Source organism: Limoniibacter endophyticus (assembly GCF_014652835.1).
GTDB classification, from domain to species: domain Bacteria; phylum Pseudomonadota; class Alphaproteobacteria; order Rhizobiales; family Rhizobiaceae; genus Limoniibacter; species Limoniibacter endophyticus.
The window spans coordinates 168115-182893 of sequence record NZ_BMZO01000004.1 but is presented as its reverse complement, the minus strand read 5'-3'; the positions used below and the strand labels follow the sequence as shown (position 1 = coordinate 182893).

General features: G+C 57.9%; 13 protein-coding genes. 4 read left to right on the top strand and 9 right to left on the bottom strand.

Translation table 11 applies throughout. The features are described 5' to 3' along the window. Positions 1 to 53: 53 nt before the first annotated feature. Entirely contained in the window at positions 54 to 1007 is a 954-nt protein-coding gene (locus IE151_RS07375) for a DMT family transporter (protein ID WP_189489353.1), read from the top strand. Between the two features lie 33 nt (positions 1008 to 1040). On the opposite strand, the gene IE151_RS07370 is transcribed toward IE151_RS07375, so the two are convergent. Beyond that, positions 1041 to 1886 (bottom strand): uracil-DNA glycosylase, encoded by an 846-nt coding sequence (locus tag IE151_RS07370; protein WP_189489352.1) that lies wholly within the window; start codon positions 1884 to 1886, stop codon positions 1041 to 1043. Between the two features lie 353 nt (positions 1887 to 2239). Here IE151_RS07370 and IE151_RS07365 point away from each other — a divergent pair, with 353 nt between their 5' ends. Further along, positions 2240 to 3925, top strand: a complete 1686-nt coding sequence (locus tag IE151_RS07365) for an electron transfer flavoprotein-ubiquinone oxidoreductase (RefSeq protein ID WP_189489351.1) — start codon at positions 2240 to 2242, stop codon at positions 3923 to 3925. A 16-nt stretch (positions 3926 to 3941) separates the two neighbouring features. Here the strand turns inward: IE151_RS07365 and IE151_RS07360 are convergent, their stop codons facing one another. The 3 genes from IE151_RS07360 to IE151_RS07350 form a co-directional block, all read right to left on the bottom strand. Continuing rightward, on the bottom strand, positions 3942 to 4979 hold the full coding sequence (locus IE151_RS07360) for an endonuclease/exonuclease/phosphatase family protein (RefSeq protein WP_189489350.1): 1038 nt from the start codon (positions 4977 to 4979) through the stop codon (positions 3942 to 3944). A gap of 180 nt (positions 4980 to 5159) precedes the next feature. Continuing rightward, the gene (locus IE151_RS07355; protein WP_189489349.1) at positions 5160 to 6659 is read right to left on the bottom strand and encodes an AMP nucleosidase; all 1500 of its coding nucleotides are present in this window, start codon (positions 6657 to 6659) and stop codon (positions 5160 to 5162) included. An 82-nt stretch (positions 6660 to 6741) separates the two neighbouring features. Then, positions 6742 to 6933 (bottom strand): hypothetical protein, encoded by a 192-nt coding sequence (locus IE151_RS07350; protein ID WP_189489348.1) that lies wholly within the window; start codon positions 6931 to 6933, stop codon positions 6742 to 6744. A 203-nt stretch (positions 6934 to 7136) separates the two neighbouring features. Between IE151_RS07350 and IE151_RS07345 the strand changes: the two genes are divergently transcribed. Beyond that, positions 7137 to 7838, top strand: coding sequence for a glutathione S-transferase family protein (locus IE151_RS07345; protein WP_189489347.1), 702 nt, complete (start codon positions 7137 to 7139; stop codon positions 7836 to 7838). Between the two features lie 46 nt (positions 7839 to 7884). On the opposite strand, the gene IE151_RS07340 is transcribed toward IE151_RS07345, so the two are convergent. Beyond that, positions 7885 to 8229 (bottom strand): DUF2147 domain-containing protein, encoded by a 345-nt coding sequence (locus tag IE151_RS07340; RefSeq protein WP_189489346.1) that lies wholly within the window; start codon positions 8227 to 8229, stop codon positions 7885 to 7887. Between the two features lie 434 nt (positions 8230 to 8663). On the opposite strand from IE151_RS07340, the gene IE151_RS07335 reads away from it, so the two are divergent. Beyond that, positions 8664 to 8924: a sel1 repeat family protein gene (locus IE151_RS07335; RefSeq protein ID WP_189489345.1), complete on the top strand. Its 261-nt coding sequence runs from the start codon at positions 8664 to 8666 to the stop codon at positions 8922 to 8924. Between the two features lie 102 nt (positions 8925 to 9026). Here the strand turns inward: IE151_RS07335 and IE151_RS07330 are convergent, their stop codons facing one another. From IE151_RS07330 to IE151_RS07315, 4 genes are all read right to left on the bottom strand, one after another. Then, positions 9027 to 10964, bottom strand: coding sequence for an acetyl/propionyl/methylcrotonyl-CoA carboxylase subunit alpha (locus IE151_RS07330; RefSeq protein ID WP_189489344.1), 1938 nt, complete (start codon positions 10962 to 10964; stop codon positions 9027 to 9029). A 231-nt stretch (positions 10965 to 11195) separates the two neighbouring features. Continuing rightward, positions 11196 to 12800: a carboxyl transferase domain-containing protein gene (locus IE151_RS07325; RefSeq protein ID WP_189489343.1), complete on the bottom strand. Its 1605-nt coding sequence runs from the start codon at positions 12798 to 12800 to the stop codon at positions 11196 to 11198. 142 nt (positions 12801 to 12942) lie between these two features. Beyond that, on the bottom strand, positions 12943 to 14106 hold the full coding sequence (locus IE151_RS07320; RefSeq protein WP_189489342.1) for an isovaleryl-CoA dehydrogenase: 1164 nt from the start codon (positions 14104 to 14106) through the stop codon (positions 12943 to 12945). After that, positions 14088 to 14726 carry a TetR/AcrR family transcriptional regulator gene (locus IE151_RS07315; protein WP_189489341.1) on the bottom strand — a complete coding sequence of 213 codons (639 nt, stop codon included), beginning with the start codon at positions 14724 to 14726 and terminating at the stop codon, positions 14088 to 14090. The genes IE151_RS07320 and IE151_RS07315 overlap by 19 nt, the downstream gene beginning before the upstream one ends. Between the last annotated feature and the right edge of the window lie 53 nt (positions 14727 to 14779).

Sequence of the window (14779 nt, the reverse complement as noted above, 5' to 3'; positions counted from 1 at the left end):
CAAAGATGGTTTTGACTAGGATCACCAGTACCGTCGACAGCAGAGACTTCTCCATGACATCGCAAGCTGCGCCAAATGTGCGCCCAGTGGACCGCAACAGGCCGATGACTGCGATTGGTCTCAAGGTGCTGGCGGTAATCTGCTTCGTTTCGATGTCGAGCCTTATCAAGGCTGCGGGCGAGGTGGCGCTGGGACAGGTGGTGTTCTTCCGCTCGATCTTCGCCTTCGTCCTGATCGTCGCTTATTTGCAAATGACTGGCCAGATGGCGGGCGCATTTCGCACGGCGCGACCGTTCGGGCATGTCATCCGGGGGTTGGCAGGCGTCGCCTCGATGTTTTGTGCCTTTTACGCGCTGATTCTGTTGCCTTTGCCGGAGGCGGTGACGCTTGGCTACGCGCAGCCGCTGCTGATCGTTGTTTTCTCCGCTGTTTTCCTGCGAGAGAACATACGCATCTATCGCTGGAGCGCAGTCGTCATCGGTCTGATCGGCGTGGTTATCATCTCATGGCCGAAGCTGACACTGTTCACCAGTGGTGAGGCAATAGAGATGAAGCAATCGCTTGGCGTTATCGTTGCGCTCATCGGTGCAGCCTTGACGGCGGTCGCGCTTCTCATGGTGCGCGACCTCGTGCGAAGCGAAAGCAGCGCCTCGATCGTCATCTGGTTTTCCATCACCACGACCGTATTTGGCCTTTTGACGATACCTTTTGGCTGGACCAGTCTGACGACATTTCAGGCCATCGCATTGATTGGCTGTGGAATACTTGGCGGCGTGGCGCAGCTTTTGATGACAGAAGCCTATCGCTACGCGGAAGCCTCGACGGTAGCACCGTTTGAATATACGTCGATGATCTTTGCGATCGTCATTGGCTATTTCGCCTTCGGTGACATCCCCACGATGCATACTCTTGTAGGCGGGTTTGTGGTGATCGCGGCCGGGCTTTTCATCATTTTCCGCGAGCATCAGCTGCGCAAGCGAGCAGCGCAGCAATCGACTGCCGGTTAGCGCTCTTCATCGGCCCGCCCGGTTGCAGAACTGCTATAGTGCGCGCAACCTTGCCTTGATGGCGAGAAAGTCACGCCATGCGAGCTTCTTGTGCGCCGGATTACGCAGGAGATAGGCCGGGTGGAGCGTCGGCATGACGGGAATTTCGAGTCCGGACGCAGTGCGATGTACCTGCCAGTTGCCGCGCAGGCGAATAATACCGTCACTGGCGCCTGCGATGACCTTCGAGGCCGGTCCACCGAGCGTTACAATGAGTTTTGGATTTGCAAGTTCTATCTGACGTTCGATGAACGGGCGGCAGATTTCCGTTTCCTGTGGCGTGGGCGTGCGGTTGCCCGGTGGGCGCCATGGAATGACATTGGCGATATAGGCGCTCTGACGATCGATCCCGATGGCAGCAAGGATACGATCGAGCAGGCGACCCGATCGGCCGACAAAAGGTAAGCCTTCAAGGTCCTCGTCGCGTCCCGGAGCTTCACCGATCAACATTAGATCAGCCCCGGGGATGCCGTCGGCAAAGACGAGGTTTTTCGCAGTCGTCCTGAGATTGCAACCATCAAAATCGGCCAGCAGAGCCTTCAGCGCATCGAGCGTGGGCGCACTTGCAGCGCCTTCTCGCGCTTTGAGAACCTGCGTTTCGTCAGGGAGACTGGCGCTTCCTGCATTTGCCCGTATCGGTTGGGGCCGGGCCTGTGCAACCGGAGAAGGCGACTGGGCGGCAGATGACGCTGCTGGCGCAGGACGGATACGCTGCTTCAAGGCCGCTGCCGCTTCCGCGAAACGATCCGGCGCATCGTCCAGCAGTGCTTCGTCCGCGCCAGATTCGGCGTAGAAGCGAAGGATGCTTTCAAACTCGTATCGGTCCAGAGGCTGTGTCACGCGGGCGCTCGATTAAATTCCACTCGTCAATAGCGCAAGTTTTGCCAGAACGCACCCCGGGGCAACGTGAAAAGCGTGGAACCAGATAGGAAGAATGTGTATTACGTTGACGTAAGCGTAATTATTTGGCCAGGATGATGAATGACCTTATGAGAAACCGTTTTGCGCAAAACTGCGTTCGGCTTTGAAGAATGATCCGGAGCCTATAGGCTTTCGGAACGAAATGTGGCTTTAAAGACATGCGCCCGGATTTGCGGTCCGGATGCCAAAAAGCCAGGGGCGGCGCGAAGAGCGCAACGCCCAGCGGTGACAACCAGCCAGTGCGTCTCTGACGCCAGCCGATGGGGGAATGCATGAGCGAGATCGAACGGGAAAGCATGGAGTTCGACGTTGTAATCGTAGGGGCGGGGCCTGCTGGCCTTTCAGCTGCGATCCGTCTGAAACAGAAGAGTCCCGATCTTTCCGTTGTCGTTCTGGAAAAATCTGCCGAAGTCGGCGCACATATTCTCTCTGGCGCGGTCGTTGACCCTTCGGGTATTGACCTGCTTCTGCCGGGTTGGCGGGATGAAGAGGATCATCCGTTCAAGACCGAAGTGACCGACGATCAATTTCTGGTTCTCGGACCGTCCGGTGCTCTGCGTATCCCGAATTTCCTGATGCCGAAACTGATGAACAATCACGGCAATTACATTGTCTCGCTCGGCAATGTCTGCCGCTGGCTTGGTGCCAAGGCAGAGGCGCTGGGTGTCGAAATCTATCCAGGCTTTGCTGCCACCGAACTGGTCTTCGGCGAGAATGGCGAAGTGACCGGCGTCCTGACCGGCGACATGGGTGTTGAGCGCGACGGTACTCATGGACCGGGATTCACCCCTGGAATGGCGCTGATGGGCAAATATGTGCTCATTGGCGAGGGCGCTCGTGGCTCGCTGGCCAAGAAGCTGATCGCCAAATACAAGCTTGACGAAGGTCGCGATCCTGGCAAGTACGGCATCGGTCTGAAGGAGCTGTGGGAAGTCGCGCCGGACAAAGCCAGGCCGGGTCTCGTGCAGCACTCATTCGGCTGGCCGCTCGGGATGACGACCGGCGGCGGTTCCTTCCTTTATCACCTCGAGGACAATCTGGTGGCCGTCGGCTTCGTGGTGCATCTCAATTACAAGAACCCTTACCTGGCACCGTTCGAGGAATTCCAGCGCTTCAAGACGCATCCGGCGATCAGCAATACGTTCGAGGGCGCCAAACGAGTATCCTACGGCGCACGTGCGATCACAGAGGGCGGGTGGCAATCCGTGCCGAAGCTGACTTTCCCCGGCGGAGCCCTGCTTGGCTGCGCGGCTGGCTTTGTCAATTTGCCGCGCATCAAGGGCAGCCACAATGCAGTGCACTCCGGCATTCAGGCTGCTGATCAGGTCGTGGAAGCCCTGGCTGCCGGCCGCTCCAATGACGAGCTTACGGCTTATGAGGACGGTTGGCGCGACAGCGCGATCGGCAGAGACCTGCGCAAGGTCCGCAACGTAAAGCCGCTCTGGTCGAAGCTCGGTCTGTTTGGCGTGAGCCTCGGCGGTATCGACATGTGGACCAACGAGTTGTTCGGGTTCTCGCTTTTCGGCACGCTCAGCCACGGCAAGAGTGATGCGAAATCGCTGGAACCTGCGTCGAAATACAAGCCGATCAAATATCCGAAACCCGATGGCAAGCTGACCTTCGACCGGCTCTCTTCAGTGTTCCTGTCAAACACGAACCACGAAGAAGATCAGCCCGTACATTTGAAGGTGGCTGACATGGACTTGCAGCGGCGCTCGGAGTTTGCTGAATTTGCCGGCCCATCGGCGCGGTACTGCCCGGCTGCGGTCTATGAATGGGTGGATGCCGACGGCAATTCGCTCACCGTTGATGAGCCGCATAAGGTCGAGGAAGCACGCTTCGTGATCAACGCGCAAAACTGCGTGCACTGTAAGACCTGCGATATCAAGGACCCGAACGGCAATATCACCTGGGTTCCGCCGCAGGGCGGCGAAGGACCTGTTTATCCGAACATGTGATCGGCGGGGGGTGAAATCAGCCCGCGACCCTACTCGTCGCGGGCTTTTCATGTGTCTCGACGACAGTGGAGCCTTCCGCCAGAGACGGTTCGCGACCAATGGCGAAGTCGATCAACAGCGGGGTGTGGTCAGAGCCGGCATCCTCGCCGCTGCGAATATTGACGATCTGCACCGCTCCCTTGCTCAACGCATGATCGAGAGGCAGGCCGACAATCGGGCGCAGGACTTTCGGCAGCGAATGATGCAGCCAGGTGGGGCTGGTATGGCTGCCGCGCGTCAGACCTCCGGCGAGCGCGATGCGGCGCACCGTGTTGCTCCAGCCGGCCGCGTTGAAATCGCCTGCGACCAGCGCATCGTCAGCGAGTGCTGCAAAGACCGGTTCGAGGCTGGCGACTTCCTCAGGTTGCTCGAAAGGCCATGGCCAGCCAAGGTGAACGCCTGCCACCTGCACCGGCTGACCGTTCAGATCGACGGTGACGATGGCAAGCCGCCCGCTTTTTTCGCATAGGGGCTGAGTGAGGAAGGGGCGACGAGACAGGATGGCGACCGAACCGACCGCGGAGATATCGGGACACTTGATCTGATGAGAGTAAAGATGCTTCAGGCGTTCCGGGAGCATCGAGACCTGCTCGGAAACTTCTTGGAAGATGATGATATCCGGATTCTCACGCCCGATCAGCGAAAGCACCCTGGTGGGATCGGGGTTATCAAAACGCAGATTGAGCTGGAGCAGGCGATAGAGCGGCCCACTTTCCGAGAGACTGGCATGTGCATCCCGCGACGGGTTCTGGAGCAGGGTCTGCAAGGGAACGAGGGTGAGAAAACTTGCCAACGCCAATGACAGACCCAGCGCAGCATGATGCCACATGGAACCCAGGACAAGCGGCAGCGAACAGAGCGCGATAAGAGCGGCCAGATGGGCCCGGAAATGCGCCAGGGAATCGAAAGCTGGATGTACACGGCCAAAAAAGCCCGCGATCAGCGGAATGCATAGAGCAATTATAGCTAGGAGGCAGAGATTGCGGAGCCTGGTCTGAAAACTGCGTTTGGACATGAAAGCTCTTCGATAAAGTGGGTCGACGCTCGTAACGACAGAAACGCGAACTGCCGGCAACGTGAAAGTATGCTCTCACGCGTGGGTAGCGCGACTATAAAATGCCGATTGAGGCGCGAGTAAGAAAGCGGGCGGATCGTCGCTGTGTCTTCTGGACGCAGGCGACGATCCGCCTTTTTGTTATTGAAAAGCCGTTTCTGAAAAGCTGCGCAACTTGCGCGAATGCAAGCGCTCCGTAGGCATTTCAGCGAGTTTTTCCATGGTGCGCAGGCCTATATCAAGATGCTGCGCAACCTGACGCTTGTAGAATTCGGTGGCCATGCCCGGCAGTTTCAACTCACCGTGCAGCGGTTTGTCCGAAACGCAGAGCAGTGTGCCGTACGGCACGCGGAAGCGAAATCCGTTGGCCGCGATCGTCGCGGATTCCATGTCGAGCGCAATGGCACGCGATTGCGACAGGCGCTGGACCGGACCGCGCTGATCACGCAGTTCCCAGTTGCGATTGTCAATAGTCGCGACCGTGCCGGTGCGCATAATGCGCTTCAGTTCGTAGCCGGAAAGACCGGTGACCTCTGCGACTGCTTGTTCAAGGGCAACCTGAACCTCGGCGAGGGCAGGGATTGGGACCCAGACCGGGATATCGTCGTCCAGGACGTGATCCTCTCGAACATATGCGTGTGCCAGAACGTAATCGCCGAGCGCTTGCGTATTGCGAAGACCGGCACAATGGCCCAGCATCAGCCACGCATGCGGACGCAGCACTGCGATATGATCTGTGATGGTTTTCGCGTTGGAAGGACCTACGCCAATATTGACCATGGTAATGCCTCCATGGCCCGGTTTGACGAGATGATAGGCCGGCATCTGCGGCAAGCGTCCGATTTGCGGGCCATCCGGCTTGTCCGACCCTGCTTCGGTGACGACATTGCCGGGCTCGACAAATGCCGCATAGCCATGGCCGCCCTCCGCCATCAACTTGCGCGCATGAAGGCAGAATTCATCCACGTAGAACTGGTAATTCGTGAAGAGCACATAGTTCTGGAAGTGCTTGGGACGTGTGGCTGTGTAATGGGCAAGCCGATGTAGCGAATAATCGATGCGCTGGGCCGTGAAGGGCGCAAGCGGCAGGGGTTCGCCATGAACGGGTTCGAATGTGCCGTTGGCAATATGATCATCGGTGGCGTTCAGGTCCGGAACGTCGAACAGATCGCGCAAGGGCCGGCGGATGCCGTCCGCCTTCGAGCCGTCGACATAGGTACCTTCGAGGAATGCAAAATGCATCGGGATCGGCGTGGTCGACTCCGAGACCGTAATCCCTATGCCGTGATTGCGGATCAGAAGCCGCAACTGTTCCTCCAGATAGGGCGAAAAGAGATCGGGACGAGTGATCGTCGTCGTGTATTGGCCAGGCTCTGGAACATGCCCGTAGGCAAGGCGGGAGTCGACCAGCGAAAAAGATGGAGTGGTGATCGACACTTGCGGATAAAAGGCGCGGAAGCGGCACTCTTCCACTTTCCCGGTTGCTACCTGATCGAAAGCGTCCCGCAGGAAAGCGGTGTTGCGCTCGTAAATCTCGGCGAGGGCGCGAACCGCATCGGTGGCGTCGGCGAAGGTTTTCGGCTCTATCGGCTTGGGACTGACGATCCTCTCGATCGCCTGAGGGTAGATTCGTTTTTCCATGTCGCATCATAAAGCAAGAGCACTGATTTGACGAGCCATCTTAGTCGCGCTCCGTGAGAGGACAAGGGCGAATATATCCGCCTCAAGCGCGCTGAAGGGAAACCATGAGTACGAATCCCGCGCCGCTGTTCTTCTTCGAAAACGGCGCTTCGATGAACGCGCTGTTGGCTTCGACGCTTGCCTGAACCGCGTTCACAAGCAGTGGACTGCCGAGCAGCAGCGACAGGAATATGGCTGCTGGAAGATGGTTCAGAAGGGAAAGGAAGCGGATCATGGCGGTGACGTCCTGGGGCTCGATTTATGTATTTCCTGTCGCAATTCCTTTGTTCGTTTCCGTTGGAACTGCCTTGATGAGCACACAATTGCACGCACGCACTGAACTCATGATGAGAGCATCGTTCATCTGCCGTTCAAAAATGCTGACGTGACGGTACGTGTTTTCCGGCCGATAGTTCGGTTTCCAAAGGAGACGCAGACATGACCGAGCAGACCAAACCGATCGAGTTGTTCTACTGGCCGACGCCGAATGGCTGGAAAATCACGATTTATCTAGAAGAGGCTGGAATTCCCTACGAAATTCACATGGTGAACATAGGCAAGGGCGAGCAGTTCGAGCCGTCGTTCCTGGCGATTTCACCCAACAACCGCATGCCGGCCATTATCGATCCTGAGGGGCCGGGCAGTCAGCCGATTTCCGTTTTCGAGTCCGGCGCGATCCTGCAATATCTCGGCCGCAAGTTCGGCAAGTTTTATCCGAGCGACGAACGCGCCCGTGTCGAGGTTGAACAATGGCTTTTCTGGCAGATAGGCGGATTGGGACCGATGGCCGGCCAAGCGCATCATTTCCGCAACTATGCGCCCGAAAAGGTGCAGTATGGCATCGACCGCTACACGAACGAATGCCACCGTCTGTACGGTGTGATGAACAAACGCCTTGCCGATCGCGAGTTCCTCGCTGGCGACTATTCAATTGCCGACATGGCATGTGTGGGCTGGATCAGGCCCTACAGGAACCAGGGGCAGGATCTCGAAGAGTTTCCGCATCTCAAGCGCTGGTTCGAGACGTTGATGGCCAGACCAGCTATTGAGCGCGCAATGGCAGTGGGCGCTGATCTGCGCAGTGATCTGGCAAAGGACAAAGACGCCCAGAAGGTGCTCTTTGGTCAGCGTGCGCAGTAACTGAATAAAAAGGACTGCGTCGTTCTTCGCGGCGCAGTCCTTTCGTCTATTGCTTCGTCAGGGTCTCGTTCTTGCAGATGAGCCCGCCAAGCACGCAGCCTGCAAGTTTCATCGAAGTGCCGCTGACTTCGGCGCGTCCCTTGTAGGTCTTGCCTTCGTCCAGTTTGTTGACCATGCCGTCGTAATGGGTGCCTTTGCCTTTCATCTGGCCGATTGACTTACCCTTGTATTCGCCGGTCATCACGGTGCCGCAAAACGTATCTGTGCCGCAGGCCTGATAGCTGATGATCGTGCCGTTGGAGCGCTTCCACGAGCCGACGATCGGCTCGGCTGCAAATGCAGGTGCAGATATACCGGTGATCATGACGATCGCCGTTAAAAGTTTATACATTCGGGTCCTCCTCCCAATCGGACAATTCCTCAATTGTCGCGATAAGGGAGCGTATCCCCGTTTTTTCAGTCCGCAAAGCATTTTCATCCACGCAGAAATGCGCGGCCTAAACAAGGCTCTCGCAAACGCGGTTAGCGATTTCTTACAACCGGGGTGGCACCGAGATATGGAAAATGCTGCATATGCAAGGCTTGGCATACTTAATGAATTGCAACTTTAACGCTCTGTTTTGACTTTGTTTTCCGGAAATTAAGCAAGCAATTTAACGCAAATTTGCACGCTCTCCTTCATAGTGATCCTCAACAGGGCGAACGACCAGATGGCGCAAAGCCGCGGCGTTCAACCGCATCGCAGACAGAACCAGTCCGGTTTTCGAAATGTGATGCGGGAGGTTTAATGGCTGGCGCTACGGCCAGAGGTGAAGGAGTATTGTGATGGGCTTTTTCAACGGAAACGCAGGTTTCGCAGCCAAGGGTTCGAACACGGCAGATGACTTTCTGCAGCTCGGTGTCCTCTACGCGACCGGCAAAAAAGGCCCCATCGATCTGGTTTCGGCGCATAAATGCTTCAATATCGCTGCGATCAAGGGTTCGATCCGTGCCGAAACCCTGCGCTCGGAAATTTCCACCGTTATGGGGAAGCGCGATATTGCCAAGGCGTTGCGCTCTGCCCGCAGCTGGCTCGCTACGCATTGACTCGAGGATAAAACAGGGAGAGGATCATCAAGACGTAAAAACGCAGATGATCTCCAGATAAGAGCCGTCCGGGTGCTGACCTCCCCGGCGGCTCTTTTCTCTTCAGGCAGCAGCGAAGCGCACCAGCACGACGCCGTCGCTGACCTGAGCATTGTGCTCCGCAATGTCCTCGAGAACTCCGTCGCGCGGGGCCTTGATCGTATGCTCCATCTTCATGGCTTCGAGTACGAGAAGCGCATCGCCCTTAGCTACGCTCTCGCCTGCCTGCCTGAATACGATCTTGACAAGCCCCGGCATCGGCGCGCGTACGACATTACCGGCGCTCTGGTCGTCGGCCTCGACAGCAGATGAAGCAAGTGTGAACTCGTAGCTTCCTTTCCGCCCGAAAACGGTGACGTGGCCAGGCCAATGCGTAACGTCGGATGCGATCGCGTCCGGCGATAGACGTGCGGTTTGCGTATCGAATTCGCTGCCGATATCGAAGCTGCCATTGCCGCGGGCGCGGATCGTAAACTCAAGCGTATCATCGGCAAAGCCGAGAGCTGCCTTGTGGATGACGGGCGTGAAATGGCTATAGCCGGGAAGCGCTTCCCATGGATCGCCGGATGCTTGCGGCCTTGCACCGGACGCGGCAAGCGCTGCCTTGGCGAAATCAAGAAATTCAGGCTCGTGTGTCGCGGTCAATGCTTGCCGCTTGCGCTCGATCAGTCCGGTGTCGACATCACCGCTGCGAAAATCCGTATCTTTGGAAAGAGCGGCAAGAAAGCGGAGATTGGTGACCGTACCGGCGATCTGAGTTGCCTCAAGCGCGTGGGTGAGAGCTGCGAGCGACTGGGCACGGTCGCGGCCGTGGGTGATGAGCTTGGCGATCATCGGATCGTAGAATGGCGAGATCGCGTCGCCCTGGTCAATGCCGCTGTCGATGCGGATCTCTGCTCCTTGCGGGAAACGCAGATGATGCAGGCGACCGATTGCTGGCAAGAAATCGCGCGCGGCATCTTCCGCGTACAGCCGGGCCTCGAAGGCGTGGCCGTTCAGGCCTATCTCGTCCTGCTTGACCGGCAACGGCTCATTGTTCGCGACGCGCAACTGCCACTCGACGAGATCGTGGCCGGTGACCATCTCGGTGACCGGATGCTCGACCTGGAGCCGCGTGTTCATTTCCATGAACCAGAACCGATCTGGCCGCAGTCCTTCCGAAGCATCAACGATGAACTCGATCGTCCCGGCTCCGCGATAGTCTACTGCCTTCGCCGCCTTGATCGCGGCCTGCGTCATGGCTTCGCGCATTTCGGTTGTCATCCCGGGAGCAGGAGCTTCCTCGATAACCTTCTGGTGACGGCGCTGTGCGGAGCAGTCGCGCTCGAAGAGATGCACCACATTGCCATGTCCATCGCCGAAGACCTGCACCTCGATATGGCGCGGCTTTTCGATCAGCTTTTCGATCAGCACGCCTTCATCTCCGAAAGATGATTTTGCTTCGCGCCGCGCGGCGGCCAGCGCCTCCTCCAGATGATCGGGATGATCGACACGGCGCATTCCCTTGCCGCCACCGCCAGCACGGGCCTTGATGAGGATGGGATAGCCGATGTCATTGGCCTTGCCGGCCAGAAGTACGAAATTCTGCGCTTCGCCATGGTAACCGGGTACGACCGGCACTCCGGCTTTTTCCATCAATGCCTTGGCGGCGTCCTTCAGTCCCATGGCGCGGATAGACTGCGCGGAGGGCCCGATGAAGATGAGGCCAGCCGCCTCGACCGCCTCGACGAACCGCGCATTTTCCGAAAGAAATCCGTAACCCGGATGAATGGCCTGCGCGCCCTTTTCCTTCGCAGCAGCAATTATGCGCGCGATGTCGAGATAGCTCTCGGAGGCCGGTGCCGCGCCAATATGCACGGCTTCGTCAGCCTCGCGCACATGCTTTGCCTGCATATCGGCATCCGAGTATACGGCGACGGTGGAAATGCCGAGACGGCGAGCCGTGCGGATGATCCGGCAGGCAATTTCGCCGCGATTGGCGATCAGGATTCTTGAAAACATTTTCGGATGTCCCTTTATGCCGGGTTTTATTTTCGAGGTACCGTGCGGATTGCCCGATCGCGGCAGCGCCCCTATTGATATCGAGATGAGCTGGTGCGTTTGCCAGGGTTTGAAGCGCTCGCAGACGGGCGACCGTTTCGTGCAAAGCCTGCAACAAGTTTGAGGAATTCCCAGCCGAAGCGTTCGGGCCCTCCCTTTCCCATGTCGGGCCGTATGTCGCCAAAAATACCATCACATCCTGAACAGGCCGAATTTCGTATCCTCGATCGGCGCATTGAGGCTGGCAGAGAGCGATAGCCCCAAAACCTCGCGTGTTTTTGCCGGATCGATGATGCCGTCATCCCAAAGCCGTGCCGACGAATAGAGGGGATGACCCTCGCGCTCGTATTTTTCGAGGATAGGTGTGCGGAATGCTTGTTCCTCCTCGGCGCTCCACGTGCCGCCACGCCGCTCGATGCCTTCGCGTTTGACCAGCGCAAGCACTGTCGCGGCCTGCTCCCCACCCATTACCGATATGCGGGCATTGGGCCACATCCAGAGGAAACGTGGCGAATAGGCGCGACCGCACATGCCGTAATTACCCGCCCCGAAAGAGCCGCCAATGATGACGGTGAACTTTGGAACGCGGGCAGTGGCGACAGCGGTAACCAGCTTGGCGCCATCCTTGGCGATGCCGCCAGCCTCGTATTTCTGCCCCACCATGAAGCCGGTGATATTCTGCAGGAAGATCAAAGGGATTTGGCGTTGGCAGCACAATTCTATGAAATGCGCGCCCTTTTGTGCGCTTTGTGAGAAAAGCACGCCATTATTGGCGATGATGCCGACGGTCATCCCATAGAGGCGCGCAAACCCGGTGATCAGAGTCGTGCCATAATTGGCTTTGAACTCATCAAACTCCGAGCCGTCCACCAGTCGAGCAATAATCTCGCGCACGTCATAGGGTGTGCGCAAGTCCGGCGGGACAACGCCATAAATCTCATCTGGCGGATAGAGAGGGGCCGAGGCAGGGGAGAAGGCGAGGGCGGGCTTCCTGCGATTGAGATTCCTGACGATGTTGCGCGCGATCTCCAGCGCATGCGCATCGTCGCGAGCATAATGATCGGCGACGCCGGATTCACGCGTGTGCAGGTCGGCGCCGCCAAGCGCCTCGGCTGTCACATCTTCACCTGTCGCGGCTTTGACGAGCGGTGGACCGCCCAGAAAGATAGTGGCCTGGTTGCGCACCATGATGGTTTCGTCCGACATGGCGGGAACATATGCGCCCCCCGCCGTACAGGAACCCATGACCACGGCGATCTGCGGAATGCCTGCCGCTGACATATTCGCTTGATTATAGAAGATGCGGCCGAAATGTTCGCGGTCAGGAAAGACTTCATCCTGATTAGGCAGATTGGCGCCGCCCGAATCCACCAGATAGAGGCACGGAAGGCGATTTTGCATGGCGATTTCCTGCGCCCGCAAATGCTTCTTGACCGTCATCGGATAGTAAGTGCCGCCTTTGACCGTAGCGTCGTTGACCAGGATCATCACTTCCGTACCCTCGACGCGCCCGATGCCGGCAATCAACCCGGCGCTTGCAATTTCTCCGCCATACAATCCATGTGCCGCGAATTGCCCGATCTCCAGGAATGGTGAACCGACGTCGAGCAGTCGTGCCAGACGCTCGCGGGGCAAGAGTTTGCCGCGCGATGTGTGTCGTTCACGCGCTTCCTGTGACCCGCCCGAGGCGATTATGTCAGCCTGTTTGCGCAATTGGACAACCAGCGCGCGTATGGCAGCAGCATTGGTCCGGAATTGATCTGAGGACGAGGAAATCTGCGACTGGATTACCGGCATTGCATAATCATCCATGATAATAGGTGAAACCGTTTTACAACGTTGCCGACGATTAACCGGCTTTCCGTCGGGACCGCGGCGGCGACCCGGTTGCGCGTGCCCGGATCGCTAAAGTATTGATGAAGACGAGGGTGCGGGCGCATCAATCGCGTTCGCCCATTATCTCGCGTCCGATCAGCCAGCGGCGGATTTCGCTGGTGCCTGCGCCAATTTCGTAAAGCTTCGCATCGCGCAGCAGGCGGCCCGCAGGGTACTCGTTGATATAGCCATTGCCGCCGAGAAGCTGAATGGCATCGAGGGCGAGCCGCGTTGCCTGTTCCGCAGCGTAGAGGATGCAGCCAGCAGAATCCTTGCGTGTCGTCTCGCCGCGATCACACGCGCTGGCGACGGCGTAGACATAGGCTCGAGCGGCGTTGGTAATCGTGTACATATCGGCAAGCTTGCCCTGCACGAGCTGGAATTCCCCGATCGCCTGGCCGAACTGCTTGCGCTCGCGTACGTAAGGAGCAGCGACGTCCAGGCAGGCTGCCATGATGCCGACCGGACCGCCGGCAAGCACGACACGTTCGTAATCCAACCCCGACATGAGCACTTCGACGCCAGAACCGTCTATGTGCAGCACGTTTTCAAACGGCACCTCCACGTCGTCGAAAACGAGTTCGCCTGTGTTGGAGCCTCGCATGCCGAGCTTGTCGAGCTTCTGCGCCACAGAAAATCCCTTCATCGGTTTCTCAATGAGGAAAGCAGTGATGCCGCGCGATTTCCGCTCCGGATCGGTCTTGGCATAGACGACGAGCGTATCGGCGTCAGGCCCGTTGGTGATCCACATTTTCGTGCCGTTGAGCACATAGCGGTCATTGCGGCGTTCAGCCCGAAGACGCATGGATACGACGTCCGATCCGGACCCGCTTTCCGACATGGCAAGGGCGCCTACATGCTCACCTGAACACAATTTCGGAAGATATTTTTCCTTCTGCGCCTGCGTACCCCAGCGATTGATCTGGTTGACGCAGAGATTGGAGTGCGCGCCGTAGGAAAGGCCGACAGAGGCCGAGGCGCGGCTGATTTCCTCCATGACCACACAATGGGCAAGATAGCCCATGCCGCTGCCGCCGAATTCTTCGCTGGCTGTTATGCCGAGCAAGCCGAGTGCGCCCATTTCCTGCCAGAGATGGGCCGGGAATTCATTGCTGTTATCGATTTCGGTAGCCAGAGGCGCGATCTTTTCAGACGCAAAGCGCTGAACCATGTCGCGCAATGCTTCGATCTCTTCTCCCAGACCGAAATTCATGCCGTTGCGATACATGCTGTTTCCTCCCGGATTGCGGTTTTCGCCCCCACAATACGCAGGGCCATGTTGCTATAGATGCGTGACACAGCTTCGACGGGGAGGCGGTCGGTCTCCCGGAACCAGACGACAACGCCGGTGAGCATCTGAATGATGGCGCGGGCCGTCAGTTCGACCTCTCCGTCAAGTCCCCCCAGATCAAACGCACCGCTTGAAACACCATCGCGCAGGATTGCTCGAAGCTTCTCTTCGTAGCGTGTACGCAGGTCGAGGATCACCACGCGTTTGTCGGCGTCGAGGGACCGAAGTTCCATGTTGGAGACATGAGTGGCATCCCGACGCGCGAGATGGAAGCGGACGTGGTGGTTGATGAAGGAATACAGCCTGCGGGGAGGCGAGGCCTCAACCTGTTCCTGGCAGGAGGCCAGAAGAGCTACCATGTGCTCGTGTAAAAGCGCGAAAAGCATGTCCTGCTTCGACGGAATGTACCGATATAGTGCCGCTTGTTGAAGGCCGATCTCCGCGGCAAGCTGGCGCATCGAGACTGCTTCGTAGCCATGGCGCGCGATCAGTTTCAGCGCCGCTTCGTTCAAAGCGGCGCGTGTCCTCTCTCCATCCGATCCCGTGGTTCGCGTCATGCTGCGTATTTCTCCCATAAAGAAACGTACGTTCATTTCTTTAGGGCTGCAAG

What these genes read in the sequence shown, in the direction of transcription:
- IE151_RS07335 (WP_189489345.1), top strand. Translation starts at nt 8,664, where the DNA reads ATGGGCTTTTTCAACGGAAACGCAGGTTTCGCAGCCAAGGGTTCGAAC.
- IE151_RS07375 (WP_189489353.1), top strand. Translation starts at nt 54, where the DNA reads ATGACATCGCAAGCTGCGCCAAATGTGCGCCCAGTGGACCGCAACAGG.
- IE151_RS07315 (WP_189489341.1), bottom strand. Translation starts at nt 14,726, where the DNA reads ATGACGCGAACCACGGGATCGGATGGAGAGAGGACACGCGCCGCTTTG.
- IE151_RS07330 (WP_189489344.1), bottom strand. Translation starts at nt 10,964, where the DNA reads ATGTTTTCAAGAATCCTGATCGCCAATCGCGGCGAAATTGCCTGCCGG.
- IE151_RS07355 (WP_189489349.1), bottom strand. Translation starts at nt 6,659, where the DNA reads ATGGAAAAACGAATCTACCCTCAGGCGATCGAGAGGATCGTCAGTCCC.
- IE151_RS07345 (WP_189489347.1), top strand. Translation starts at nt 7,137, where the DNA reads ATGACCGAGCAGACCAAACCGATCGAGTTGTTCTACTGGCCGACGCCG.
- IE151_RS07340 (WP_189489346.1), bottom strand. Translation starts at nt 8,229, where the DNA reads ATGTATAAACTTTTAACGGCGATCGTCATGATCACCGGTATATCTGCA.
- IE151_RS07325 (WP_189489343.1), bottom strand. Translation starts at nt 12,800, where the DNA reads ATGCCGGTAATCCAGTCGCAGATTTCCTCGTCCTCAGATCAATTCCGG.
- IE151_RS07365 (WP_189489351.1), top strand. Translation starts at nt 2,240, where the DNA reads ATGAGCGAGATCGAACGGGAAAGCATGGAGTTCGACGTTGTAATCGTA.
- IE151_RS07320 (WP_189489342.1), bottom strand. Translation starts at nt 14,106, where the DNA reads ATGTATCGCAACGGCATGAATTTCGGTCTGGGAGAAGAGATCGAAGCA.
- IE151_RS07350 (WP_189489348.1), bottom strand. Translation starts at nt 6,933, where the DNA reads ATGATCCGCTTCCTTTCCCTTCTGAACCATCTTCCAGCAGCCATATTC.
- IE151_RS07360 (WP_189489350.1), bottom strand. Translation starts at nt 4,979, where the DNA reads ATGTCCAAACGCAGTTTTCAGACCAGGCTCCGCAATCTCTGCCTCCTA.